Below are 23,406 nucleotides of genomic sequence, written 5' to 3' on the forward strand. Positions count from 1 at the left end.
GCCGGACGGCGGGTGGGCCGTTCGGGCGAGGCCGAGGGGGTAGTGAGCATGATGGACGGGATCGGCCGAGCAGGGTGGCTGACCACCGGTGTCACCGGCGTGGCGCTGGCTGGTGCCGCGCATGCCCTGGCAGGGCTGGGCGGCATCGCGCGGGACCTGGTGGGGCCGCCGGCCGCCGCGGACGGCGACCCGGTGACGAACGTCCTCGGGATCCGGGACGTCGGAGGCGGAGCACGGTACGCGCCCAGCCGTGCGGGGCGCAGCTCCTCACACTGTGGGTGGGTTGTCCAGGGCCGCGTTCAGCAGGGTCTCGGCGGCTCGCCGGGCATCCGTGAACACCTGCGTGTCGTTGCAGGAGGCCGCCAGGGCGTTGGCACCCTCGAAGAGCACGGCGATCTGCCGGCCGAGGCTCTCGGGGGCGACTGCTCCGGCCTCGGCGGCGGTGGCCACCAGGTGGTCGCGGAAGGCCTGCTTGTGGCGCTGCGCGAGGTCGGCGACCGCCGGGAGCTCGCCGGCGCCCTCGACGGCGGCGTTGTGGAACTGGCAGCCGCGGAAGAGCACCGGCCAGTCCCCCTCGGCGGGGACGAAGATCGCCAGCAACCGCTGGGCCGCGGGCAGGTCGCCGCGCTCCAGCTCCGCTTCGGCGGCGATCGGCCGCTCCGATTCGAACCGGCGGCGGTACTCCTCCACCAGCGCGTTCTTCGTCGGGAAGTGCACGTAGAAGGTCCGGGGCGACACGTGCGCCGTTTCGATGAGCGCTGCCACGCCGGTGGCGTGGATGCCGCGGGTGTAGAAGAGTTCCTCTGCGGCCTACAGGATGCGCTCACGCGCGCCGCGCCCGCCGCGGGCCGCCCCGGTGGTCGGTGCAGGTGTCCCCATGCCACCAAGTACAGGGATCGCTTTACATCGGCCGTGCGGGAGCGTGGCGTCGACGTCGGGTAAAGCGATCGCTATACCTGGCGGCGTTCCGTGGCCACCAGCCTGCTGCCCGGCCGAGCGCGGACCGCCGGGCGCCGATCGCTGCTCCTGCGAGGCCCACCCCGAAGGGAGGCGCTCCCGTGATCCGGTCCTACGCGCTGGCGCCCATCACGACCGTGTCCGCCGCCAACGGCATTCGGTACGCGTACCGCGAGGTCGGTGACGGCGGGGTACCTCTGGTGCTGCTCCAGCACTTCCGGGGCAACCTCGACAACTGGGATCCGGCGCTGGTCGACGCCCTCGCCCGGGGCCGACGCGTCATCGCCTTCGACAACACCGGTGTCGGCGGCTCCAGTGGCGCCACGCCCAGCACGGTCGCGCAGATGGCACGGGACGCGATCGCCTTCATCGACGCCCTCGGCCTCGCGCGGGCCGACGTCCTCGGCTTCTCCCTGGGCTCCTTCGTGGCCCAGGAGATCGCACTGATCCGGCCCGCGCTGGTCCGGCGCCTGGTACTCGCCTCGGCGGCGCCGCAGGGCGCGCCCGGTATGCACGGATGGGAGACGTGGGTGATCGACGCGGTGGGTGAACCGGAAGTCGTTCCCGCGAAGGTGCTCGACGTCTTCTACACCCACTCGCCCGAGAGCCGGGCGGCCGGTGAGAGGGCCATGGGGCGGATGTTCTCCCGGACCGAGCTGGACACGCCCACCACCTGGCAGACCCGCCAGGCGCAGTACGACGCGATCACCGCGTGGGGCGTACCCGACTTCCCGCTCCTGGCGCGGGTCACGGCGATCCAGGCACCCGTGTTCGTCGCCAACGGCGACGGCGACCCGATGATCCTCCCGCGCTACTCCCACCTGCTGGCCGGTCTCATCCCCGGCGCGAAGATCACGATCTACCCGGATGCGGCCCACGGCTTCCTCTTCCAGCACCACGAACGGTTCGCGAGCGACGTCGCGCAGTTCCTCGACCGCCGGTGAAAACTGGCGATGACATCAACCGCGCCACGGCATTGACCCACTGACGGGAGACGTCATGTCCACCGACTCCAACTCCAATACCGACACCGGAACCCACACGGACGTCGACATCGGCCACGACGTGTTCGTCGCGGACCCGCTGCCGATGAACGGTCCGGGGCCGCTGCCCGACGGACAGCCCCGTTCCTTCCAGCCCAGCGCGGTCACCCTGATCCACGGCCTTCACGACGCCGTGCTCGTCGACCCGCCGCTGACCCGGGAGCAGGCGGAGCAGGTCGCGGACTGGGTCGAGGCGAGCGGGAAGCGGCTGACGCACATCGTCGCCACCCACGGACACGGCGACCACTGGTTCACCGCCGGGATGCTCGCCGAGCGCTTCGGCGCCGGGGTGGTCGCCTCCGCGGGCACCGTCGCACAGATGCACCACAACGTGCAGGCCCGGCCGGTGCTGTGGGACGCGATCTGGCCGGACCAGATCCCCCCGTCCCCCGTCACGGCAGTCACGGTGCCCGGCAACCGCCTCACCCTCGAAGGACACGCCCTCGACATCGTCGACGTGGGGCACGCGGACAGCGACGACTCCACCGTGCTGCACGTGCCGGACCTCGAGCTGGTGGTGGCCGGCGACGCGATCTACAACCGCGTGCACATGTACCTCGCCGACTCGGCAGACGGCAACTTCGGGCCCTGGCGCAAGGCCATCGACACCGTCGCCGCGCTGGCACCGCGCCGGATCGTGGCGAGTCACCAGAACAAGGACCTCGACGACGATGCCGAGCGGCTCATCGCCGAGACCCGCCGGTACCTCGACGACGCCGAGGCCGCCCTGGCCGCGCACGACACCCCCGCCGAGTTCTTCCACGCCATGCTCCGGCGCTACCCGGACCACCTCGGCCGGACCGTTCTCTGGGTCAGCTCCCGTGCTCTCTACCTCGCACGTGAGGGCGGCGACCCCGTACAGAACCTCCTCGCAGCCTGGCTGTAGGCCGATCCGGAGCCGCCGCATCGACCGTTCCCCGACCCCCGGAGTCGTCATGAGCGTCGCGCATTCCTCGATCCGGACCCGACAGGAAGGCGGCGTCCTGTTCGCCACCCTCGACGCCGGCCCCCTCAATCTGATCGGTGTCGACCTCGTCCGCGACCTGGTCTCCCTCCTCGGCACGCTGTACGACGACGCCGGTGACGTGCGTGTCGTCGTCATCGACAGCGCCTCGCCCGACTACTTCTCGGCGCACGTGGACCTCACGGCGGTTCCGGAGTACACCGCAGAAGCCGCGCGGGCCGTCGGTCCCGTCGACGCCTCGCTCGGCATGCTCCTGCACGAGCTCGCGCACGTCCCGGTGATCACCATCGCCAAGGTGCGCGGCCGGGCCCGTGGCGGCGGCGACGAACTCGCCCTGGCCTGCGACATGATCTTCGCCGCGCGCGAGAACGCGGTCTTCGGCCAGTTCGAGACCGGTACGGGTGCGCTGCCCGGCGCGGGCGGAATCCAGCACCTGACCAGGCGGCTCGGACGGACCCGCGCGATGGAGGCCATCGTCGGCGCCGAGGACTTCGACGCGGACCTCGCCGAGCGCTACGGCTGGATCAACCGTGCCCTGCCCGACGCCGAACTGGACGGCTTCGTCGAGCGCCTGGCCAAGCGGATCGCCGGCTTCCCGCCCGAGGGGGTCAGGGCCGCCAAGCGGGCCGTCAACGAGCTTTCGCTCCCGGACCGCGCCAACGTGCGCTCCGACGCCGCGACGTTCCAGGGCCTGATCGCCCGGCCCGAAACCCGCGAGCGACTCGACCACCTCACAGGCCGCGGCCTCCAGACACCCGGTGAGGTCGAACGCGACCTGGGCAAGGCCGTGGCGGACTTCGATCGGTGAGCCGCCGGCCCGGGGGCCGGGGCCCTGGCGCGAGGGTGTTCCCTGGTGCGAGGCCGCGGTGGTTCCGGTCTGATGGATCTGCCGGGTGAGGCAGCCCGTGCGCGTCCCTGCAGAGAGGCGTCAGCCGTGACCACTTCGATCCCCGTCGTGCCCGGGACCGTTTCCACTCCGGGCAGGCCGCTCCCCGAGCCCGCCTGCCTCGGCTGCCACCCGCCCGCGAAGGCCTGCGGCGCCGGGACCGACGGACGTGGCCCGCTGCCGGTCGGCCGGCCGCGGCAGAGGGCCGGGGAGACCCGGTGAGGACCCCGGAGGCGGCGTCACGAGCCGGAGCCGGGGGTGGCGACGCGGGCCTGGCCGGACAGACCGTGGTGGTCACCGGTGCCGGGCGCGGCATAGGGCTGGCGATCACCGAGGCGTTCCTGGCGGCGGGCTGCCGCGTCGTGGCGGGATCGCGGCGGCGCACCGAGGCGCTCGACGCGCATCTGGAGCGGAGCGCGGACCTCGCCGTCGTGGAGGTCGACCTGGCGACGCCGGGCGGTCCGGCCGCGCTGGTCGCCGAGGCCGCTGCGCTCCACGGAGGTGTCGACGTGCTGGTGAACAACGTCGGGGCGGTGCGCCCGCGGGTGGACGGCTTCGCGAGCGTGACGGACGAGGACTGGGAGTGGGCCCTGACCGTCAACCTCATGGCCGCCGTCCGCGCCACCCGGGCCGCGCTGCCGCACCTGATCGCCTCCGGCGCGGGACGGATCGTCACCGTCTCCTCGGTCAACGCCCGCCTGCCGGACCCGCTGGTCATCGACTACGGCGCCGCCAAGGCCGCGCTGACGAACTTCTGCAAGGCCCTGTCCAAGGAGGTCGGGCCTCACGGTGTGCGGGTGAACACGGTCGGTCCCGGCCCGGTGGAGACGGCGCTGTGGCAGGGCACCGGCGGCGTCGCCGCCACGGTGGGGCAGTCGCGTGGCGTGGACCCCGGTGAGGTGGCCCGTGCCGCCGCGGCCCAGTCGGTGACCGGCCGCTTCACCCGCCCGTCGGAGGTCGCGGACCTCGTGCTGTTCCTCGCCGGTCCCCGCGCGGCGAACATCACGGGCGCCGACTTCGTCATCGACGGCGGGCTCGTCGACTCCCTGTGATCCGATCCGCGGCCCGGGTGCGGGACGGGCGCCGTCGTGCCGTGCGACCCCCGGCGTACGCCGAACCGTTGCAGGGGAGACGGCGGGGAGGGACGCTCGGAACGGGCCTGCTCACGACCAAGGAGCGCTCATGTCCACGATTCACCTGCATCAGACGATCGCCGCCACACCCGAGGAGTTCGTCGCCGGGCTCACCGACTTCGGGCCGGGCCGCTCGGAGCTCTTCGGCAACAGTGCCGACAAGTACCTCGAGGTGCACGACCGGGGGCCGCACGAGGCCGACGTCACCGAGGGCTCGGCGGGAATCTGGGAACGGCTGCACTACGACTGGTCCGATCCCCACCGCGTCGTCATGACGACCACCGACTCCAACGTGTGGGGCGGCAGATCGAGCCACACGTACACGTTCACTCCGAAGGCCGACGGGACGACCGAGGTGGACGCCGTCGTGATCCGCGAGGGCAAGAACTTCAAGGGACGCGTGCTCGGCGCGGTCGTCGGCACCGTCGGCAAGCGCCACCTCTCGAAGGCCTTCGCCAACACCGGCAAGGCCATCGAGGCCCGGCACCAGGCCCACGGAGGCCCGTGACCCGCCCGAAATCCCCCAGGCCCGGTCTTTCGGATCTTGCCGGGCGCACGACGCCGGGCATCTCGGACCGGATCCGGCGCGAGCAGGCCATCGCCGACCTGCTCGCCGACCTGCTCGCCGGCCGCAACGAGGGCAGCGCTTGGCGGCCGGCTGCACGACCGACCAGGGCCGGTTCTGCGGACTGTTCGACCACATTGTGCTGCTGAGCGCGCCGGCCGAGGTGCCGCCGGCCCGGATCGCGGCCAGGACCGACAACCCCTCCGGCAAGCGGCCCGAGGAACGTGACGCCGTTCTCCACCATCCGGCCACCCTCGGGCCGCTGCTGCGTGCCACCGCGACCGCCGAACTCGATGCCACCGCACCCCTCGAACGTCTCGTCCAGCGGTTGGAGGAGCTCGCCGGACGCTGACCTCGGGCGCCCGGCCGTCGCCGGGCGCGTTCCCGGCGGACGGTCAGGGGCCCGCGTCCGGGCGGGTTCGGCCGCCCGACGTCGCGTCACGGCCGCCGCCCTTCCAGGATCACCGGAATGAAGTGAGACGACGTGTTCCGTTAAGGCTCCGCTCACCCGGCCATGGCACCGTATGGTCGCGCCTACGCGCGTAGCGCGCACCCTCTGTTATCCCCTGGCACGAGGAGTGCTGACACGTGATCAGATCCATGAACGCCACCTGCCCGTTGGCTCTCGCCGCCGCCGCGCTGGTGGTCCTCGCCGGTGCGAGCGCCGTACCGCAGCGGGCCGAAGCGGCAGGGACCGCAGTAGCGGCCGCGGCGAGCACCCCGAAGCGGATCCTGTTCGACAACAGCAAGGCCGAGACCGCGGGCAACGCCGACTGGATCATCTCCACCAGCCAGCCCGACCCGCTCGGTCAGAACGCCGACCCCACCAACGAAGCCTCGTGGACCGGCGCCGCCTCCGCCTGGGGCGTGGCCCTGCAGAAGACCGGCCGGTACAGCCTGAAGACCCTTCCCTCCGGGTCCACCATCACGTACGGCACCGGGGGTGCGCTCGACCTCGCGAACTTCGACGAGTTCGTGCTGCCGGAGCCCAACGTCCGGCTCGGCGACGCCGAGAAGACCGCCGTGATGAGGTTCGTGCAGAACGGCGGCGGTCTGTTCCTGATCTCCGACCACACCGTCAGCGACCGCAACAACGACGGCTGGGACTCGCCCGCGATCATCAACGACCTGATGACCGCCAACAGCGTCGACAGCACCGACCCGTTCGGCTTCTCCGTCGACCTGCTGAACATCGCCAACGAGAACCCGCGCGCGGTCGCCGACACCACCGACCCGGTGCTGAACGGCGCCTTCGGCAGGGTGACCGGGTCCATCATCCGCAACGGCACCACCTTCACCCTCAAGCCCGCCGACAACCCGGCGGTCAAGGGCCTGGTCTACCGCAGCGGCTACAGCGGCAACACCGGCGCCTTCTTCGTCACCAGCACCTTCGGCAGCGGCCGGGTCGCGATCTGGGGTGACAGCTCGCCGATCGACGACGGCACCGGCCAGTCCGGCAACACCCTGTACGACGGCTGGAACGACCCCGCCGGCACCGACGCCGCGCTCGCGCTCAACGCCACCGCCTGGCTCGCCCGGGGCAGCGGCAGCAGCACCGGCACCGTGACCCTCGCCGACCCGGGTGCCCGCACCGCCACCGTCGGCACCGCGACCAGCCTCCAGCTCTCCGCCGCCGACACCGCCGGCGGCACCCTGGGCTACACCGCCACCGGCCTGCCCGCCGGCCTGAGCATCAACTCCGCCACCGGCCTGATCAGCGGCACGCCGACCGGCACCGGCACGGTTACCGTGACCGCCACCGCGACCGACTCCACCGGACCGTCCTCCTCGGTGACCTTCACCTGGACGGTCAACTCCCCGGGCGGCTCCGGCTGCACGGCCGCCCAGCTGATCGCCAATCCGGGCTTCGAGGCCGGCTCCACCTCGTCCTGGACGGAGACCAACAGCGGCGGCGCCTCCACCATCAACAGCAGCTCCAGTGAGCCGCCGCACTCCGGCAGCTACGACGCCTGGCTGGACGGCTACGGCACCACCACCACCGACACCCTCGCCCAGACGGTGACCCTGCCGACCGGCTGCACCAGCTACACCTTCGGCTTCTGGCTGCACATCGACAGCGCGTCCTCGACGACCACCGCCTACGACAAGCTCACGGTCACCGCCGACGGCACCACCCTGGCCACCTACTCCAACCTCAACGCCGCCACCGGCTACCAGCGGCGGACCTTCGACCTCGCCGCCTACGCCGGCCAGAGCGTCACCCTCAAGTTCACCGGCGCCGAGGACTACACCAAGCAGACCTCCTTCGTCCTCGACGACATCACCCTCAACGTCTCCTGAGCACCGGCCGGTTGCCCGCCCCTCGGCGGGCAACCGGCACCTGCGCGGGTGCGCGGAGGCTCAGGCCAGGATGACCTCCACGGGGAGCTTCTTGATGCCGTGGACGAGGTCGGAGCGTACGCGGGGCACGTCGCCGGCGTGGCGGATGGAGGACAGGCGCGGGATCAGCTCCTCGAACATGATGCGGATCTCGGTGGGTGCGAGCAGGTTGCCCAGGCGCAGGTGGGGCTGCCCGTGCCGAAGGTGACGCGGGACGAGGTCGCCGACCGGCTCGCCGCCTTCGACGCCGTGCCGCTCCCCGGCGGCGGCGCGGTAGATGTTCGCCACGACGGCCATCTGCTCGCGCCGCAGCGCGATCCCGCCGAGCCGGGCCTCGGCCGACTTCTCGGCCTCGGTGGGGGAACGCTGCGAAGCCATCGGCCACACTCCAATCGTTCGGTCCATAGATTGTTCGCGCGCCCCACCCCCCCGCCACCCCTCCGGCTCGGAGTGCGCGCCCGTGCCGCATCGGCAGTGTCCGAGCCTGGGACTAACCTGCGGTATGAAGATCACGGCGGGCGACCGCCGCGCAGCGCACGAGGAGGTCCGCGCGATGGGCTACGATCTGCAGGTCCAGGCCGTTTCCGCCGCAGAGTCGGAGAAGGGCGCGGAGCACCTGTCCGCGTTCATGACGGAGCGGTGGCATGCGTACCAGGATCATGCGTCGGACATCAGGTTCACCATCTCGAAGAGCTTCATCCAGCTCGACGAGCTGTACCGGACCGCGTCGCACCTGGCGGCCGGTGACGCGGCCGGCCTGCCGATGGGCGGCGGGCAGCCGGTACTGCCGTTCGGCGACCCGGTGATGACCCTCATGGAGCCGGGCGACGTGCGGCGGGCGGCGGAGTTCCTCGCCGCGCACACCTTCGAGGAGCTGTGGGAGGCCGGCGGTGCCGCGCTGGCCGCCGCATCCGGGAACGGAACCGACCCGGCCCTGTCGTGCTTCCGCAAGGACCTCGCGGACGGTGACGCGGATGCCCGCGCCTTCTACGCGCAGGCGGCAGCGGCGGGCCTGGGAGCCGTGAGCGCGGCGTGGTACTAGGCCGTCGTGGGGCTACCGGGCCGTTCGTTGACCGGCCTGTGGGTCGGATCGCAGGGGGGATGTGACGGAAATTCATAGGTGGTCGCTGGGCCCGCCCTTGTCGGAGGGGTGGGGAGTGGGCTCCGGTCGAATAATCGCCGCGTCGCCGACGGTGGAACGAGTAGGGTGACGCAGCCCGTCCGGTGATCACGAGGTCGGGCTCGGTCCGCAGGAGGGGGAACGCATGGAGTCCGGCACGGCAGCGCGTCCGGAGGCATCCGGGGTGGGGGAGGCCGGGCCGCAGGCTCCGGGCGGTCGGGGCTGGCGGGGTGCCGACGTCCAGGCCGCCGCGGCGGTCGTGCTGGTCGGGATCGTGCTCGCCGCGGTGTGGGGAGCGGGCATGTTCTCCGCTTCCTCGGCCGACGCCGGCAAGCCTGCCGCGTGCAATCCGGCCACGGACACCGACTCGCCGGAGTACCCGGCCCTGTGCGCGGCGCTCAACCGTCCCGACCTGCCGACCCTGCTGGGCACACCGGGGGAGCACGTCTCGATCGCGCAGTCCGGCGGCGGACCGATCGTCCACAGTGACGGGACGAAGGAGTTCGACGCGTCGGCCCAGGTGCAGATCGGGCCGGTCAACGTGCGCATCACCCACAACCACGACCTGTCGGTGCGGGACATCACCGGCCTGCGGAGCCTGCTCGCCCAGCCGAGAACGGTGCTCGGCCACCCCGCGGCGGTCTACCGCAGCACCACCATCGCCCTGATCTTCAAGGGCGGGAAGGCCAGCACCGGGGCGGGCGGCACCGCCCGGAACCTCGCGGTCGCCATCGGCCCGGACGAGGACGCCGACACCGTCGAGTTCTCCATCTGGCGTCAGGACGACGAGGCCCCGGACCCGGACGCGCTGCTCCGGATCGCCGAGCAGGTCCTCCCCACCGTCCGGGGCTGGCTGCCCGCCACCCAGGACCGGACGAGTGGTCACTGATCGCCGACGGCCGCTGATTCAGATGTAGGCCGCCGTGTCACGCACCTCACCGAACCGGGGGAAGATCCTCTCCACCGCGAACTCGTGCTCGTCGGCGGCGAAGCCTGACATCGCGTCGGCGACGAACTCCACCTGGTAGCCGTGATCGCTCGCGGCCCGTGCGGTGGACTCGACGCCCATCGAGGTGACCAGGCCGGCAAGCACCAGCGTGTCCACGCCCAGATCGCGCAACCGGTCGTGCAGGTCGGTGTCGTGGAACGCGCCGACGGTGCGCTTGACGACCTCGACATCGCCGGGCCGGACCAGCCCGTCGACGAAGCCGCTGCCCGGCGGCTGCTCGGCGGTGTTCGGCCTCTCCACCCGAACCAGCACCACCGGGCGACCGCTCGCCCTGAACACCTCGGCCAGACGGCGGCAGCGCGTCAGCACCTCCTCCCCGGAGTGCGGGGCGAGGGGCAGGGCGACGATGCGTGGCATCAGGTCGATGAGGATCAGCGCGGAGGTCACGGGGACGATCGTAGGCCAGGACCCGAGGCTGCCACCCTGCGGATCCGGCGCGACCAGCCCGGCGGCTGAGGAAAGATGACGGCGCGTCCACGGGAGCACGGACACCGGTGGACGTACCGGGTCCGGGCGACGGGCCGCATCGACGTCTCGGCGGCACTGGTCGACCCGGGCACGCACGCGGGTGGACGCGGGCGGCTTCAACCAGGAGGTCAGGGTCTGCCGACACCGCCCCGGCCGAGCAGATGCACACGGGAGTCCGGTCCGCGGGGCCCCGCACCGTCGGTCGGTGCGGGGCCCCGGCGTCCGTCCGGCTACGCTCAGCCGCCCGCGGTGCCGACCCGGGCGGTGACCTCGGCGAGGAGGTCCAGGGCCGGGCGCAGGCCGGGTTCCTGCGCCACCGCTCGCTGCAGCAGCACCAGGGCGGCCGCGTCCTCCCCGGCGCGGACGCGCTCCAGCGCCTCGTTGTAGTCGATCCGGCCCGCGTACCGCAGCCGGACCAGCGCCGCGAGGTCCTCCCGGCAGGACGGGCAGCGCAGGCTCTCCGCGTCCGCGGGCACCGCGCACTGCGGGCACGGCACCTCGATCGGCGGCACGGCCGTCATCGGGGATCGACCTCCTCCGGGCGGACCGGCCCGACCTGCTCCGGCAGGCTGTCGTTGCCCATCTCACGCTGCGCCTGCGCGTACAGGCCGAGCAGTGCCGAGTTGTGGCGGTTCGCCGCCTCCATGTTGGCCGACTCCACGGCGGAGTCCAGCCCGCGGAGCTCCGCCAGGATCCGCTGGCCCAGCGCCGGCGAGACCATGTTCTGGCTGACGTAGATGTTGCACATCGTCAGCATCCGGAAGGTGTGGCCCAGCGAGTCGCACAGTTCGTCCGCGGCGGCGGCCGCCGCCATCGCGCCCTCCCAGTCCGCGGCCTCGCGCCGCAGCCGCAGTTCGGCCGCCACCGCCCGCAGCCGGCCCAGGTCGCCCCCGTCCAGGTGCTTCTCGCAGTACAGGATGAACAGGCTCAGGTACGCCTCGGTGCTGCGCACCCAGCGCTGGGCGTTCAGCAGGAACTGCGCCCGCTCCAGCGCCGCGTCCACCGACTCGCCGCCCGTCCGGCCGCCGGCCATGTCGTCGAGGGTGTCCATCAGCCGCTGCGTCTCGCGAAGTTCGGCCTCGGTCAGCTCGTTCGCCCAGCGGTCGGTGAAGCTCTCGATCTGCCGCTGCTGCTCCTCGACCTGGACCTTGCGCTCCGGGTCGAGCTGGCTCCGGCCGAACTTGACCGTCCGCTCCTCGCCGCCCTGGATCCGCACCGACAGGGTGATCGTGCGGTCGTTGTCGAGGCCGAACGACACCTCGACCGGGATCCGGCCGCCCAGCCCGGCGGGCAGCCGCAGGGTGACGTGGCCCATCAGCTCGTTCTGCTGGGCGATCGGCAGCTCGCCCTCGTACACGGCGACCTCGAGGCGCTGCTGCCCGCCGCCGGAGACGACGAACTCCCGGCTGACCGGGGCGCTCGTGGGGTAGTTGGAGCCCTTCGGCATGATCACCGCCAGCCGGCCGTCGTTGAGTTCGATGCCGAGGTCCTTCGGCGTGATGTCGAAGGGATTGGTCACCTGCATCAGCTGGCCGCACGACGGGCAGACCTCGGTGCCGGGCGGGTTCACCGCGCTGCAGCCGCCGCAGCGCAGGCCGATGTCCTGTGCGGCCTTGGCCGCCGCCTCGGCCGCGCCGCCCCCGGCGAGCGGCTCCCCGCAGAGGCTGCAGGCGGTGGCCCCGGCCGCCGCCGGGCTGCCGCAGCGCGTGCAGTCGCGGGTCTGGGAGACGGCCTCCGCGACGGGAGCGGCGGCCTCGGCCTCCAACTGCTGCCCGCACTTGGGGCAGGCCTCGGCCGCGACGTCCACCGGCAGGTGACACCCGGTGCAGGTCACCCGGGCGCCGCCCAGCAGCGAGGTCGAGCACTGTGCGCACGAGTCCGCGGACAGCTCGGCGGGCGTCCGGCACTCCGGGCACTCCACCTCGGCCACCAGGGCCGACTGCACCGCCGCGCCCAGCGCCACGCACTGCATCGGGTTGACGCCGCGCCGGATCCGCTTCGGTCCGAAGACCTCGCCCAACCGCCGTGCCACCAACGGGATCGACGTCGAGCCGCCGACCAGCAGCACCTCGTCGATGTCACCGACGGTCAGGTTGGCCTGCATGATCGCCTTGTGGGTCAGCTCGATGGTCCGCTCGATCCGGGCCTCGATCAGCTCCTCGAACCGGGGCCGCTCGAACACCGTCTCCAGGTCCAGCTGGCCCGTCCCGAGGCCCGCCAGGACGACGTCGGACGTCTGCTGGTTGGACAGTTCGATCTTGGCCACCTCGGCGGCCGACGCGATCCGCGGCCGGTCCCGCCGGTCCGGCTGGTAGTCCGAGCCGAACTCCTCCCGGATGTCCTCCAGCAGTGCCGTCGTGATGGCACGGTCGAAGTCGTCGCCGCCGAGCAGGTTGTCGCCCTCGATGCCGAGCACCGACACCGAGCCGGGCACCAGCAGCAGGATCGAGATGTCGAAGGTGCCGCCGCCCAGGTCGTAGACCAGGACGGTGCGCCCCTCGTCGCCGGCCTCGATCGTCATCCCGTAGGCGAGGGCGGCGGCGGTCGGCTCGTTGATCACCCGCAACACGTGCAGACCCGCCATCCGGCCGGCCTCGCGGGTCGCCGCGACCTGGCGTTCGCTGAAGTACGCCGGCACCGTGATGACGGCCCGGTGCAGCGGCTCGCCGAGGCGCTCCTCGGCGTCCTCCTTCAGCCGGTGCAGGATCATCGCCGAGATCTCGATCGGCGTGTACGAGCGGCCGTCGAACCAGACGTTCACGTCGCCGTCGGTGCCCGCCGTCACCTTGTAGTCGAGCTCGCCGAGCGCCGCCTGCACCTGCGGGTCACGGAACTTGCGGCCCATGAACCGCTTGACCGACCGGATCACGTTCTCGCCGTCGAGGGCGAGCCGGCTCCGGGCGTTCGACCCGACCAGCAGCTCGCCCTTGCGGCCGCGGCCGACCACCGAGGGCGTGCCCTCCTGACCCTGCATGTTGAAGACGATCTCCGGTTCGCCCCGGCGCAGTTGGGCCACCACCGAGTTGGTGGTGCCCAGGTCGATACCGAGAGTGCGGTACATGTCGTTCCCCTCTTGTCCCCTGTGTGTCTAGCGCTTGCGTCGCTTGGCCCGCGAGGACCTCGACCAGTTCTTCCGGCCCCTGGCCCCCGCCCCGGCCCTGCCCGTGCCCGTGGTCCGGGCCGGCCCGGCCGCCGCCCCGTCGGTGCTCTCGGCGGCCGGGGAGCTCTCCGCGGTCCCGGAGCTCCTGGAGCTCCCGGAGCTCGCACGGTTCTCGACGGGCGCCCCGGTCGTGGCGCTTCCGTCGCTTCCGGCGCCTCCGGTGCCTGCGACGCCTTCGACGGGCCCGGGCTGCTCCGCGGACGGCGGCGGGGGAGCCGTGGCGACCACCACCTGCGCCCGGCGCAGCACTTCGTCGTTCCAGAAGAAGCCGGTGACCACGCTCTGGACGACCGTCTCCGGCTCCAGCCCCGTACGGGCCTCGGTGCCGACGATCTCGGACAGGCCCGGGTCTGCGGCCATCCCCTCCAGCCGCATCGGACGCACCCCGGCCTTGGCCAGCTTGCCGAGCAGCCGGCGCCGGGTGGCCTCGATGCCGGAGCTGCGGCCGAGCCGCACCAGCTCGGGGTCCAGGCTCAGCGCCGCCAGGGCGTCGTCCACGTCGACCAGCAGGCCCAGCAGGTCGCGCTGCGCGGCCCGGGCGGCGCGCGCCTCGTCGTCCCGCAGCCGCTGCAGCAGCGACGCCCGGAAGAGCAACTGGCTGAACGCCTGCGCCAGGTCGACGTCGAGGGCCCGCTTCGGCACCTCCAGCGGCGCGGCGGTCGGCACCGGTGTGCCGGGTTCCTGGGTCGTCATGGCGTTCACTCCGGGATCTCGATCGGCGGCAGCACCGACAGGTCGGCGGCGAACTGCGCGGGTACGGGCGGTTCGGCGGCGGTGGAGGCGGGGGCGGGCTCCGCGAAGTCGGCGGCGAGCTCCTCGCGGCGGACGACCAGCAGGTCGGCGGGCGTCAGGGGCGGCCGTTCCACGACCAGCAGCGGCTCCTCCAGCACCGGGCCGAGCAACTCGGCCACCCCGTCGACCGGTTCGGGCGGCAGCAGCTGCTGGATGTCCAGCTCCAGGCGGCGGTCGGGGTTGCGCAGCAGCGCCGCGGCGTCCTGGATCTGCTGGCGGCTGTGGCGGCCCTGGCGCATCGCCGGGCCCACGGCGAGGTTGATCTCGCGCACGCCTGCGGTGGGCGGGAGGCCCAGGACCTCGTACGGTGACGGTTCGTGCAGGGGCATGGCGGCGGTCTCTCCTCCTCCGGCTGCAGACGGCTGCAGGGACGGCTTCGGGGCGGCTTCGGGACGGTTCGGACCATCGTCGGCGGTCGTCTCGACTCGGGCGGGTGGTGGTGGTCCGGGGCGACCGGAACCGTCAGCGCAGGCGGTCGATCCGGTACTTGAGGCTGCGCAGGCCGGAGTCGTCGGGATCGCGCGCGACGGCCTTGCCGATCAGCGTCCGGGCCTCCCTGAACCGGCGGGCGTTGGCGTTGCGCACGGCGTGGGCGCCGTAGACGACGCCCAGCTCCTTGCGGATGTTGGCCTTGGCGTCCGCCGGGCCCGCCATCTGCAGGGCCTGTTCCAGCAGCAGCGCGGCATCGGCGAAGCGGTCGGCCTCGAAGTCCGTAGCGGCCTCGCTGCGCCACACGTTGACGAGCACCGCCCGCATCTCCGCGGAGTCGTCGTACGTCTGGGCGCGCCGCAGCAGCGAGGCACGCTCGTCGAAGGGCCTGTCCTGGTACTTCTCCAGCACGTGGTTGGCCAGCACCACCGAGACCCGGCGCGGGGCCTCGGCGTCCGGGTCGCCGTCGAAGTCCGCGTCGGCCGCCAGGGCCTCCGCCATCCGCTCGACCGCCTCGGTGCGCCGGTCGTCGAGGGCGGCGGTGAGCGAGCGGAGCTGGAGCACGTACACCAGGCCCGACCAATCGTCGGGCTCGTCGCCGAGCTCGGTGAGCTCCCGCCACAGCTCGGTGGCCTCGACCAGGTCGCCGTCGGGGCCGAGGACGCTGACCTCGGTGGCCCGGTTGCGCAGCGCGGCCTCCAGGAAGTGGCGGGCCGTCGGGTCGTCCGGGGCCAGCGCGAGCGCCTTGCGCAGCAGGACCAGTGCCAGCCGGTAGTCCTTGGTCTCGTTGTTGACCTTGCGGGCGTGCTGGGCGTATGCGGCACCGAGGTTCTCCCGGACCTCGCGGTGGCCGGGGGACAGCGCGAGCGCCTGCTCCAGCAGTTCGGCCGCGCCGGCCTGGTCGTCGTCGTGCTCCTTGAGCAGGGCGCGGGCGGCGCGCAGGCCCGCGTCGGCGCCGAGCGCGGCGAGTTCCGTGGTGAGTCCGGGGCCGGGCAGGGTCCGGGCCCGGGTCAGGCACTCCAGGGCCTGACGCCATTCCTGGTGGCGGTGGTGTTCGGCGGCCTGGCTGGTGAGGGCCTCGCGCAGCAGCTGCTGCCGGGCTTCGTCCGTCTCCGTGCCGTCCGGGACCTCCAGGGCGGAGACCGCCGCGGCGTGCCGGCCCTGGAGCAGCAGGTAGCGCTGCGGCCCGAGTTCGTCGAACAGGCCGAGGGCGTGCGTCAGCGGGTGCACCCCGTACGGCCCGGGCTTGCGCCAGGGGAGTACCGCGTACTCGAACGCGCCCTGCCAGGACGAGAGTTCGCCGCTGGGCGGGGAGGTCCGCAGCAGCCGTTCGAGGGCCGGGCCGACGACGAGCCGGTGGCTGGTGCCGTCGGGGCGGCCGATCACGACCTCGTCCTCGGCGAAGGCCTCGGCGCAGCGGACCTCCATCCCGAGCCGGACCGTCCAGGCGTCGACCTCGTCGCCGCTCCGGCCGTCGGCCTGGTCGAGCGTCCGCAGGTCGGTGCGGAGCCGGTCGGTGAGGGCGGCACGGGCGGCGGCCACCCGCGGCGGTTCGGCCTGCCGGCCGGTGACGTGGGCGGCGGCGTCCCACACGTCGGGCACGTGCAGGGAGGGGACGAGACAGCCGATGACCCAGTGCCACAGCTCGGCCCGGTCCGGGGCCGCGGGGTCCGCCTCCGCCGCCTCCCGGGGGGCGCGCTGCGCCGGAATGCCGGGGGTGGGTGTGCGCTGCGCCGGTGCGTCCTGGGCGGGTGAGCCCTGGGCAGGGACGGCGGTCGCGAGGCGGTAGCTCACCAGGCCGAGCGCGTGCAGCAGCCGCGGGTGCGACGGGTCCTTGAGCAGCAGTGCGTGGTAGCAGTCCCAGGCCTCCTGGTACCGGCCCTCGGCGGCGTGCCGGGCCGCCTCGTGCTCGGCGAGCACCGCGAGGGCCTCGGCCGCGAGCGCGTGCCCGGGGGTCAGCCGGACGGCCTCCCGGAGGTCGCCGGCCGCGTCCCCGAACCGCCCTGCCCGGACGGCGCGAGCGGCGCGCCGGACCAGCACCGTGCTGCGGGCCCGGTGCGCGGCGGCGGGGAGCGTGGCGAGCGCGGCGTCGAGGTCGTCGTCGTCGGCCTGCAACAGGCACAGGGCCGCCCGCACCGCGACGCCGGCCGGGCTGTCGCCCAGGGCGGCGGCCCAGGTCGTCAGCGTCCGCTCGGCCTCCTGCGGCAGGCCCGCCTGCAGGGCACAGTCCAGCAGGGCGAGCAGGGCCCGCTCGGCGCAGCGGCTGCAGCGCGGCGAGCCGTCGCCGGCCGGCCGGTACAGGTGCGTGGCGCAGCCCTCCCGGCCGCAGCTGCCGCACGCTGCGGCGGCGTTCCGGTCGCAGGGGGTGCCGTCGGCGGCCGCGCACCGTGCGCCGTCGGTCGGGGCCGGTGCCGGACCGGCCGGGTTCCCGAGGTGGCGCCGGTACCAGTCGAGGGCACCGGTCCGGTTGCCGGCCCGTTCGGCGAGCAGCGCCCGCAGCAGGGCGAGGGCCGGGTCGCCCGCGGGGTCGGGCTCGACCGGCGCGAGCAGGGCGACCGTGCGGACCGGACGGCCGGTCAGCAGGCCGACCGTGGCGCGGTGGTAGAGGTCCCGCGGGGCGTCCGCGTCGGCGGGCAGTGCGTCCGGCCCGGTCGCGGAGCCCCGGGCGAGGGCCAGTGCGGACCGCAGCCGGCCCTCCCGGGCGGAGGCGGCGGGGCCGTCCCGGCCGGCGGCGGGGGAGCCCGACAGGGCGAGGGCATTGGCAACGGCGTCCAGTGCCTGCGGGTCGTCGCGGCGGGTGAGCAGCAGGTGGGCGGCCTCGCGGAGGGCGGCCTCGCGCAGCGAGCGGCGCAGGCCCGGCTCCTCCGGGGTGTCGAGGACGGCCTGCTGCCACAGGGCGCGGGCCGTACCGGGGTCGGTGTCCAGCAGACGGCGGGCGAGCAGGTCGCGCTGTGCGGCCAACAGGCTCGGCAGGGCCGGGAGGCCGGGGCTGCGCAGCGGCTCCCAGCGGTCCACCGCGCCCTGCGGGTCGCCACTGCGGGCCAGCGCCAGGCCGTGGTGGAAGGCGGCGGCCGGACTCCAGGGGTGGCCGGCCTCGGCCTCCGCCCGGAGCAGCGGCGCGGCCTCCTCGGTACGGCCGGCGGCGAGCAGTGCGGCGCCGAGCCGGACCTTGGCGGGCTGCCAGTGCGGGTACGCCTCCAGGGCCGTCCGGTAGTCGGCGGCGGCCTCGGCGGGACGGCCGGCCCGTTCGTGGAGCAGGGCGAGGCCGAGCCGGGACGGGGTGTGGCCGGGCTGCGCGGCAAGGGCCGCGGTGAAGTGGCCGTGTGCCTCGTCGTCCCGGTCGAGCAGCAGGGCGAGTCGCCCCAGCGCGTAGTGGGTCCGCGGGTCCGAGGGAGCTGCCACGGCGGCCTCCGCGAAGTCCGCGCCGGCGCCGGGGTGGTCGCCGAGGAACTGCCGGGCCAGGCCGCGGAAGAGCAGGGCCTCGGCGCGCAGCGACGCCCCGCGGGCCCACGGCGAGGGCTCGCCGGTGCCGCGCTGGACGGCGCGGCCGAAGGCCTCGACGGCCTCGTCATTGCGTCCGGAGGCGTGCAGGTGGGCGCCGTGGCGGAACCAGAGTTCGCCGCTGCCACCGGGCGCGGCGGCGAGCAGGACGGCCTCGGCCTCGCCCGGCCGGCCGCTGTCGCGCAGGAACGCCGACCTGGCCAGCACCGGCCAGTCCCGTCCGGGGAGCGCTTTCAGGGCGGCGGCGGTGGCGCCGTCGCGGTCGGCGGTGGAGGCGTCCCGGCAGCGGCGCTGCAACCAGTCGAGGACGCGCGCGGCGGACTCCGCCTCCTCGCCGGGCTCCGGGGCCCGGTCGACGGTGCGCAGGAAGGCGAGGACGGGAGCGAGGTCCGGCCGGCCCGCCCCGATCTCCGCCTCCGCGAGCCCCCGCAGGCCCCAGCGGGGGATCTGCGTGTCCGGCACGCCGACCAGCGGGAAGGCCTCGCGGCACAGACCGAGGGCGGCCGGCCGGTCGCCGAGCGCGTCGGTGGCCTGGGCCAGGCCGGCCAGGGCGCTGCCGCGCAGGGGCCGCAGGTGCGGCGGTGCCAGGGCGAGCCGCTCGGCGAGCCGGGCGTACCGGCGCCGGGCCTGCTCCGACTGCCCGGCGGCGAGCCGGGCGGCCGCCGCGGCCAGTGCCTTGGCCGCCGAGGCCGTGTCGAGGGCACGTCTGCGGCGGACGAGGACGAAGCCTCCCAGGCCGGCGAGTGCCACCGCGATCAGCAGCAGCGCGAACAGCGCCATGCAGTCTCCCCCTGCGGTCCGTTCGGTCGGATCCATGAACAACCTGGCATGGAGCCCGCCACCTTGACGTACTGTCAACCGGTGTTCGGGCGAGATCAGAATAGGCCGCCTCCGGGGTATCCGGGCAGGAAAAAGCACTATCGTGGGGGCCGGGAGGGCAGGGCCGACCGGTCAGGCGGGGGGCGGAGTGTCAGAGTCACGCTGGGTGCCGGGGCTGCGGTTCGGGCCGGAGTTCGATCCCGAGCAGTACGAACTGCTGGAGTTCCACCACCGCGGCGGTGAGGCCGAGGTCTGGCGCGCGGTGCGCACCGGCCGCAGCGGGCTCAAGGAGCTCGTCGCCGCGAAGATCATGCTGGAGCGGGACCCGTCCGAGGTGCGCCGCTGGCTCGGCCGCTGGGACGACGTCTCGCACAACGCCCACCGCCTCGCCGTCACCGACCTGGTGGTGCCGAGCTTCCTGCTCGGCCCCTCGCCGCACCGGCCGGGCAGCCCGCCCGGTGACGGGGTGATGGGGTACCAGATCTCGCCGTGGGTCGAGGGCGTGCCGCTGCACCGGTGGGCGCGGGCCAACCGGGACGGCTTGCCGGCCGTGGCCGACGTGCTGGTCCGGCTCTGCCGGATCGTCGACGAACTCCACCGCAAGCGCTGGGTGCACCGCGACATCTCGCCCGCCAACGTGCTGGTGGAGCCGGAGGGCCGGGTCAAGCTGATCGACCTGACCTTCCTCGCACCGCTGGACCGGACGCTGACGGTGGCGGTCTTCACTCCCGGGCACGTCCCGCCGGAGGCCGAACAGGTCGGCGGCTTCCCGGCCACCGCCAAGGACCTGTTCGCCGTGGGCACGCTCGCCCGCAGCCTGCTGCTGCCCGAGTACGGCCGGCTGGACCAGCGGACGGCCGCCGAGCAGGCCCGCCGCGAACTGCTGGCGGCCGGCTTCAGCGCGGAGCTGGCCGAATGGGCCGCCGAACCGCTGCACCACGACCCCGACCGCCGCCCCGCACCGCTCGGCCCCTGGGCCGCCCGCGGACGCGAACTCCTGCGCGCGCACCGGCCGCTGCCGCGCACCTCCTGCCTGGCCGTGCTGCCCGACACCGCGGGCCGGCCACTGGTGGTCTCCGGCGGTTCGGACGGCGTCGGCTACACCGGCCCCGGGCTCTCGCCGCCGGAGCTCCCGGCCACCCGAACCAACCAGGGCCCGCCGACGGCGCGGGAGATCGTGGCCGGCCGGGCAGGCCGGGCGGCGGAACTCGCCGTCTTCGCGGAGGACGGCGCGGGCGCGCTCTGGGTGGGCAACCGCTCCGGCTGGTGGGAGGTGGCGCGCGGCGTCGCCGGTGCGGCCGGTGCCGTCAACGCCTCCGGAGAGCTGGTCGTCTGGACGGCCCGGGCCGGCGTCCTGCAGTCCTTCCGCTGGTCACCGGGGGTCACCGTCACCGGGCAGGAGCTGCCCGGCTGCCCGGCCGACCGGGTCCTCGCGGCCACCGAGGAGCGCGTCGGGACATGGTCCGTCCTGGTGGAGCACCAGGACCGGGTGCTCTGCTGGCAGGTGGGCTCCGACAGCCGGCCCGAGCGGATCGCCGCACCGGCCCGGGCCCGCGGCGCCGCGCTGGCCCGCTCCTCGGCCGGACCGCAGGCCGTCATCCTCGGCCCGGACGGCACGGCCCGCCTCTACCCGCTCGGCGGCGGCGCGGCACCGGTCGAGATCGGCGAGTCCGAGCCCGCCCTCGGCGTGGCGATGGCCGGCCACCGCGGCGGCCCGACGATCGCGCTGGCCGGCACCGGCGGTGTCCGGCTGCGCCTGCCCGCGTCCGGCGGGGCGCGTCGGCCCCGCTGGTGGCGGCCCACGCTGCGGCCGGCCACCCGGGTCGCGCTGTCGGTCGGCGACGACTGGCGGCTGTGCCTTGCGGCGGTCGTGGAGGACGAACTGCAGTGCTGGCAGGAGGACGCCGCCTACCGCTGGCAGCCCGTCCGGCTGGACACCTGAGCGCCTCGGGGACGCTCCCGTGCTCGGCGCACCAGTGGTGGGTGGCCGGATCCCTACGGCGAGCGGACCTCGAAAGCGCGGCGGCGACGCCGGGACGCGCCGGACGGTCGCAGCCGCCATTCGGTGGACCGGTCTCGGCGAGCGACTGCCCGCACCACGGGCGTCCGTGGCGGCCGGGCTCAATGCAGTGCACGGGTGGAGGTCACAGGCGTCGAGCGACGAAGACGAACTCCTTGCCCGGACGGTCGGGTGCGTCCCGTACCTCCCGCAGCCCGAAGCCCAGCGCCGTCAGGTCGGCCTCGACCTCGTGACGTTCCCGGAACCGCAGGGTCGAATCGGAGGTGAGGTGGTGTCCGTCCACGGCGAACACGTGGTTCCAGCGGACGGTCACGAGAGGCGGGGCCACCTCGACCAGGTCGACCCAGCTCTCGACCGTGCCGACACCCGGGATGTCGGTGGTACTGCGCGAGGCTGCGCGGTTCCACGACTCCCAGGCGCGTGCGGCCGGGTCCCTGGTCTCGAACACCAGGTACCCGCCGGGCCGCAGGGCCTCGCGAGCTCCGGCCAAGGTCTGCTGCCAGGCGTCCGGGGCGACGATCGCCTGGGCGACGTTCGCTGTCATGGTGACCAGGTCCACCTGCAGGGGTGGAAGGGCCGTCGCGTCACCGCAGATCCACTGCACCCGCTCACTGCCCGGCTTCGCCCTCGCCACGTCGACGGAGGCCCGGGCGGGATCGATGCCCACCACCTCGACCCCGAGACCGGCCAGCAGGAGCGCGAACACGCCGGTGCCGCAGCCGATGTCCAGCACCCGCTCCGCGGCGACCTGCCGGGCGAGGCCGAGGTAGGTGTCGAGGTCGGTCCGATCCGGATCGAGGGCGTCGTAGATCGCTGCCAGTCGAGGGTGTCCGAAGATCTCGTCAGCCATGTGACCGAATGTACGGGGGCGTGGTGCGGCCGGCGGGCTCGTGCCGTCCGCTGTCGCGCACCAGGTCCGCGGCGGCTGTCGGGGCAGCGGCCGACGAGCCGGTTCGGCCCACCGCTTCTGCATTGAATGCCGGCCATCGGGTACGGGACGTGTACCGAACATGTGGTGTCGAGCCGATTCGGGAGGCGTCCATGCTCACTCAGCGTGAACTGCGTCTTCTTGCCGAAGCCGAGGACGACCTCGCCCGCGACCGGCGGCTGGCCCGGAGGCTGGTCCGGCACCGTGTCGGCCCCCGCTGGTGGGGGAGTCCGCGGATGCTCGCCGTGCTGCTGGCCGTGCTCGCCGTCGTCGGGGCGGCGGCGGTGGTCGCCGGATGGGCCACCGCCACGTCGACCGGGGTGCTCGCCGGGGCCGCCGTGTGGGGGAGTACCTGGATCGCGGCCGGGATCCTGGTGGCCCGGATCGCCGTCCTGAACTGGTCCGGACGTCTCCGCTGATCACCGGCGGCCGGCGCGGGCCCTCGGGGTGACGCCCCTCACGGGTCGATGGGCCGAGGGCCCGACCTCCGGCTCGTCGTTGCGGCGTGCCGCCGGCCGTCCGATGCCGGCGGCCTGGCCGGTTCAGCCGCGCCGAGGTACTCCCGGGCCAGCTCCGGGTCGCCGGTCGCGAACACGGACCTGCGGCCCCCGCGCCGACGCCGGAAACCCGCAGGGACTGTCCGGGCATGGCCCGCTCCCTCCGCCTCGAGGCAGGCGGACGGGCCGCGCGGCGCACCCGCCCGGTACCGGCTCCGACTTGCGACGGTACGCCTGCAGACCCGGCCGCGGCATGACGCAGGCGGTTCCACCAGGGGCGGGACGGTGCTGCGACAGGTGCGACAGCAGGCCGGGTAGGCCCCTCACGACGCCATCGACCCGCCCGCGTCGGCGGTGCGCTCCCGGGCGCCGGGGCTGCCCGAGGGGCCGCCGCGTCCACCCCGCCACGCGGCCGGAACGGACAGCGGCACCTCGACCGGGTCCGCCCCCCCTGCGGTGACCGACGCCGGCACCGCGCCACGCGACGAAGGAGGCGGCCGCAGCTCATGGGGGGCCTTTCTGACGGGCCACGCCCTCGGCCGCGCCAAGTCGTGACGGAATGTCATGGGAGTGGGGTGATGGGCGGGTTGAACGTCACAGTGCGTGATCGCAGTTGTGCGGCCCGGTGTGCGGAGGAGAATGGAGGCGCGGACACACCAGGCGCGCTCCTCCCTGCGCGCAGCGCCGAGGGCGCCCTGCCGCCGGTCCGACTGCCCCGGGCCGGCCACGGCGGACAGCACGCCCCGATGACGGCGCGCCGCGGTCCGAGTCACGG

At 74.0% G+C, this 23,406-nt stretch carries 18 protein-coding genes and 2 pseudogenes; 11 read left to right on the plus strand and 9 right to left on the minus strand.

Annotated features, from left to right (window positions below; all coding sequences use genetic code 11):
• Window positions 1–267: 267 nt before the first annotated feature.
• Window positions 268–798: pseudogene (locus KSNIM_RS33385) on the minus strand (TetR/AcrR family transcriptional regulator); the annotation flags it as partial.
• A gap of 260 nt (window positions 799–1,058) precedes the next feature.
• On the opposite strand from KSNIM_RS33385, the gene KSNIM_RS33390 reads away from it, so the two are divergent.
• The 7 genes from KSNIM_RS33390 (at window position 1,059) to KSNIM_RS33420 (ending at window position 7,849) form a co-directional block, all read left to right on the plus strand.
• Entirely contained in the window at window positions 1,059–1,901 is an 843-nt protein-coding gene (locus KSNIM_RS33390; RefSeq protein ID WP_263106891.1) for an alpha/beta fold hydrolase, read from the plus strand.
• Window positions 1,902–1,956: 55 nt separating this feature from the next.
• Entirely contained in the window at window positions 1,957–2,886 is a 930-nt protein-coding gene (locus KSNIM_RS33395; protein ID WP_263106892.1) for an MBL fold metallo-hydrolase, read from the plus strand.
• 49 nt (window positions 2,887–2,935) lie between these two features.
• Window positions 2,936–3,772, plus strand: a complete 837-nt coding sequence (locus KSNIM_RS33400) for an enoyl-CoA hydratase/isomerase family protein (RefSeq protein WP_263106893.1) — start codon at window positions 2,936–2,938, stop codon at window positions 3,770–3,772.
• Between the two features lie 296 nt (window positions 3,773–4,068).
• The gene (locus KSNIM_RS33405) at window positions 4,069–4,902 is read left to right on the plus strand and encodes an SDR family NAD(P)-dependent oxidoreductase (protein WP_263106894.1); all 834 of its coding nucleotides are present in this window, start codon (window positions 4,069–4,071) and stop codon (window positions 4,900–4,902) included.
• A gap of 130 nt (window positions 4,903–5,032) precedes the next feature.
• Window positions 5,033–5,491, plus strand: a complete 459-nt coding sequence (locus KSNIM_RS33410) for an SRPBCC family protein (protein ID WP_263106895.1) — start codon at window positions 5,033–5,035, stop codon at window positions 5,489–5,491.
• A gap of 139 nt (window positions 5,492–5,630) precedes the next feature.
• Window positions 5,631–5,900, plus strand: a complete 270-nt coding sequence (locus tag KSNIM_RS33415) for a hypothetical protein (RefSeq protein ID WP_263106897.1) — start codon at window positions 5,631–5,633, stop codon at window positions 5,898–5,900.
• Between the two features lie 248 nt (window positions 5,901–6,148).
• Window positions 6,149–7,849, plus strand: coding sequence for a putative Ig domain-containing protein (locus KSNIM_RS33420; RefSeq protein WP_263108221.1), 1,701 nt, complete (start codon window positions 6,149–6,151; stop codon window positions 7,847–7,849).
• Between the two features lie 60 nt (window positions 7,850–7,909).
• On the opposite strand, the pseudogene KSNIM_RS33425 reads toward KSNIM_RS33420, so the two are convergent.
• Window positions 7,910–8,112: pseudogene (locus KSNIM_RS33425) on the minus strand (cytochrome P450); the annotation flags it as partial.
• A gap of 236 nt (window positions 8,113–8,348) precedes the next feature.
• Between KSNIM_RS33425 and KSNIM_RS33435 the strand changes: the two are divergent.
• Together KSNIM_RS33435 and KSNIM_RS33440 are read left to right on the plus strand one after the other, a co-directional pair.
• Window positions 8,349–8,930 (plus strand): hypothetical protein, encoded by a 582-nt coding sequence (locus KSNIM_RS33435; RefSeq protein WP_263106898.1) that lies wholly within the window; start codon window positions 8,349–8,351, stop codon window positions 8,928–8,930.
• 223 nt (window positions 8,931–9,153) lie between these two features.
• Window positions 9,154–9,897 carry a DUF6215 domain-containing protein gene (locus KSNIM_RS33440; protein WP_263106899.1) on the plus strand — a complete coding sequence of 248 codons (744 nt, stop codon included), beginning with the start codon at window positions 9,154–9,156 and terminating at the stop codon, window positions 9,895–9,897.
• An 18-nt stretch (window positions 9,898–9,915) separates the two neighbouring features.
• On the opposite strand, the gene KSNIM_RS33445 is transcribed toward KSNIM_RS33440, so the two are convergent.
• The 6 genes from KSNIM_RS33445 to KSNIM_RS33470 form a co-directional block, all read right to left on the minus strand.
• Window positions 9,916–10,413, minus strand: coding sequence for an isochorismatase family protein (locus tag KSNIM_RS33445; protein ID WP_411543902.1), 498 nt, complete (start codon window positions 10,411–10,413; stop codon window positions 9,916–9,918).
• Between the two features lie 308 nt (window positions 10,414–10,721).
• A complete protein-coding gene (locus tag KSNIM_RS33450; protein ID WP_263106901.1) occupies window positions 10,722–11,006 on the minus strand; it encodes a hypothetical protein in 285 nt (94 codons plus the stop codon).
• Window positions 11,003–13,546: an Hsp70 family protein gene (locus KSNIM_RS33455; RefSeq protein WP_263106902.1), complete on the minus strand. Its 2,544-nt coding sequence runs from the start codon at window positions 13,544–13,546 to the stop codon at window positions 11,003–11,005. Before KSNIM_RS33455 ends, KSNIM_RS33450 begins: the two co-directional genes overlap by 4 nt.
• Window positions 13,547–13,573: 27 nt before the next feature.
• Entirely contained in the window at window positions 13,574–14,338 is a 765-nt protein-coding gene (locus KSNIM_RS33460) for a nucleotide exchange factor GrpE (protein ID WP_263106903.1), read from the minus strand.
• 5 nt (window positions 14,339–14,343) lie between these two features.
• Window positions 14,344–14,766 carry a J domain-containing protein gene (locus KSNIM_RS33465; protein ID WP_263106904.1) on the minus strand — a complete coding sequence of 141 codons (423 nt, stop codon included), beginning with the start codon at window positions 14,764–14,766 and terminating at the stop codon, window positions 14,344–14,346.
• 133 nt (window positions 14,767–14,899) lie between these two features.
• Window positions 14,900–19,147 (minus strand): hypothetical protein, encoded by a 4,248-nt coding sequence (locus KSNIM_RS33470; RefSeq protein ID WP_263106905.1) that lies wholly within the window; start codon window positions 19,145–19,147, stop codon window positions 14,900–14,902.
• Window positions 19,148–19,334: 187 nt separating this feature from the next.
• On the opposite strand from KSNIM_RS33470, the gene KSNIM_RS33475 reads away from it, so the two are divergent.
• Entirely contained in the window at window positions 19,335–21,128 is a 1,794-nt protein-coding gene (locus KSNIM_RS33475; protein WP_263106906.1) for a protein kinase domain-containing protein, read from the plus strand.
• A gap of 202 nt (window positions 21,129–21,330) precedes the next feature.
• Here KSNIM_RS33475 and KSNIM_RS33480 read toward each other — a convergent pair whose 3' ends face one another.
• On the minus strand, window positions 21,331–22,056 hold the full coding sequence (locus KSNIM_RS33480; protein ID WP_263106907.1) for a class I SAM-dependent methyltransferase: 726 nt from the start codon (window positions 22,054–22,056) through the stop codon (window positions 21,331–21,333).
• A 191-nt stretch (window positions 22,057–22,247) separates the two neighbouring features.
• Between KSNIM_RS33480 and KSNIM_RS33485 the strand changes: the two genes are divergently transcribed.
• On the plus strand, window positions 22,248–22,553 hold the full coding sequence (locus tag KSNIM_RS33485; protein ID WP_263106908.1) for a DUF3040 domain-containing protein: 306 nt from the start codon (window positions 22,248–22,250) through the stop codon (window positions 22,551–22,553).
• Window positions 22,554–23,406: the final 853 nt, after the last annotated feature.

It is taken from the genome of Kitasatospora sp. DSM 101779, from assembly GCF_025655475.1.
Classification (GTDB): domain Bacteria; phylum Actinomycetota; class Actinomycetes; order Streptomycetales; family Streptomycetaceae; genus Kitasatospora.

Excerpts from the sequence above, each read along its gene's own strand:
- KSNIM_RS33400 (WP_263106893.1), top strand. The coding sequence starts at position 2,936 with ATGAGCGTCGCGCATTCCTCGATCCGGACCCGACAGGAAGGCGGCGTC.
- KSNIM_RS33480 (WP_263106907.1), bottom strand. The coding sequence starts at position 22,056 with ATGGCTGACGAGATCTTCGGACACCCTCGACTGGCAGCGATCTACGAC.
- KSNIM_RS33465 (WP_263106904.1), bottom strand. The coding sequence starts at position 14,766 with ATGCCCCTGCACGAACCGTCACCGTACGAGGTCCTGGGCCTCCCGCCC.
- KSNIM_RS33470 (WP_263106905.1), bottom strand. The coding sequence starts at position 19,147 with ATGGCGCTGTTCGCGCTGCTGCTGATCGCGGTGGCACTCGCCGGCCTG.
- KSNIM_RS33450 (WP_263106901.1), bottom strand. The coding sequence starts at position 11,006 with ATGACGGCCGTGCCGCCGATCGAGGTGCCGTGCCCGCAGTGCGCGGTG.
- KSNIM_RS33440 (WP_263106899.1), top strand. The coding sequence starts at position 9,154 with ATGGAGTCCGGCACGGCAGCGCGTCCGGAGGCATCCGGGGTGGGGGAG.
- KSNIM_RS33420 (WP_263108221.1), top strand. The coding sequence starts at position 6,149 with ATGAACGCCACCTGCCCGTTGGCTCTCGCCGCCGCCGCGCTGGTGGTC.
- KSNIM_RS33460 (WP_263106903.1), bottom strand. The coding sequence starts at position 14,338 with ATGACGACCCAGGAACCCGGCACACCGGTGCCGACCGCCGCGCCGCTG.
- KSNIM_RS33455 (WP_263106902.1), bottom strand. The coding sequence starts at position 13,546 with ATGTACCGCACTCTCGGTATCGACCTGGGCACCACCAACTCGGTGGTG.
- KSNIM_RS33485 (WP_263106908.1), top strand. The coding sequence starts at position 22,248 with ATGCTCACTCAGCGTGAACTGCGTCTTCTTGCCGAAGCCGAGGACGAC.
- KSNIM_RS33410 (WP_263106895.1), top strand. The coding sequence starts at position 5,033 with ATGTCCACGATTCACCTGCATCAGACGATCGCCGCCACACCCGAGGAG.
- KSNIM_RS33395 (WP_263106892.1), top strand. The coding sequence starts at position 1,957 with ATGTCCACCGACTCCAACTCCAATACCGACACCGGAACCCACACGGAC.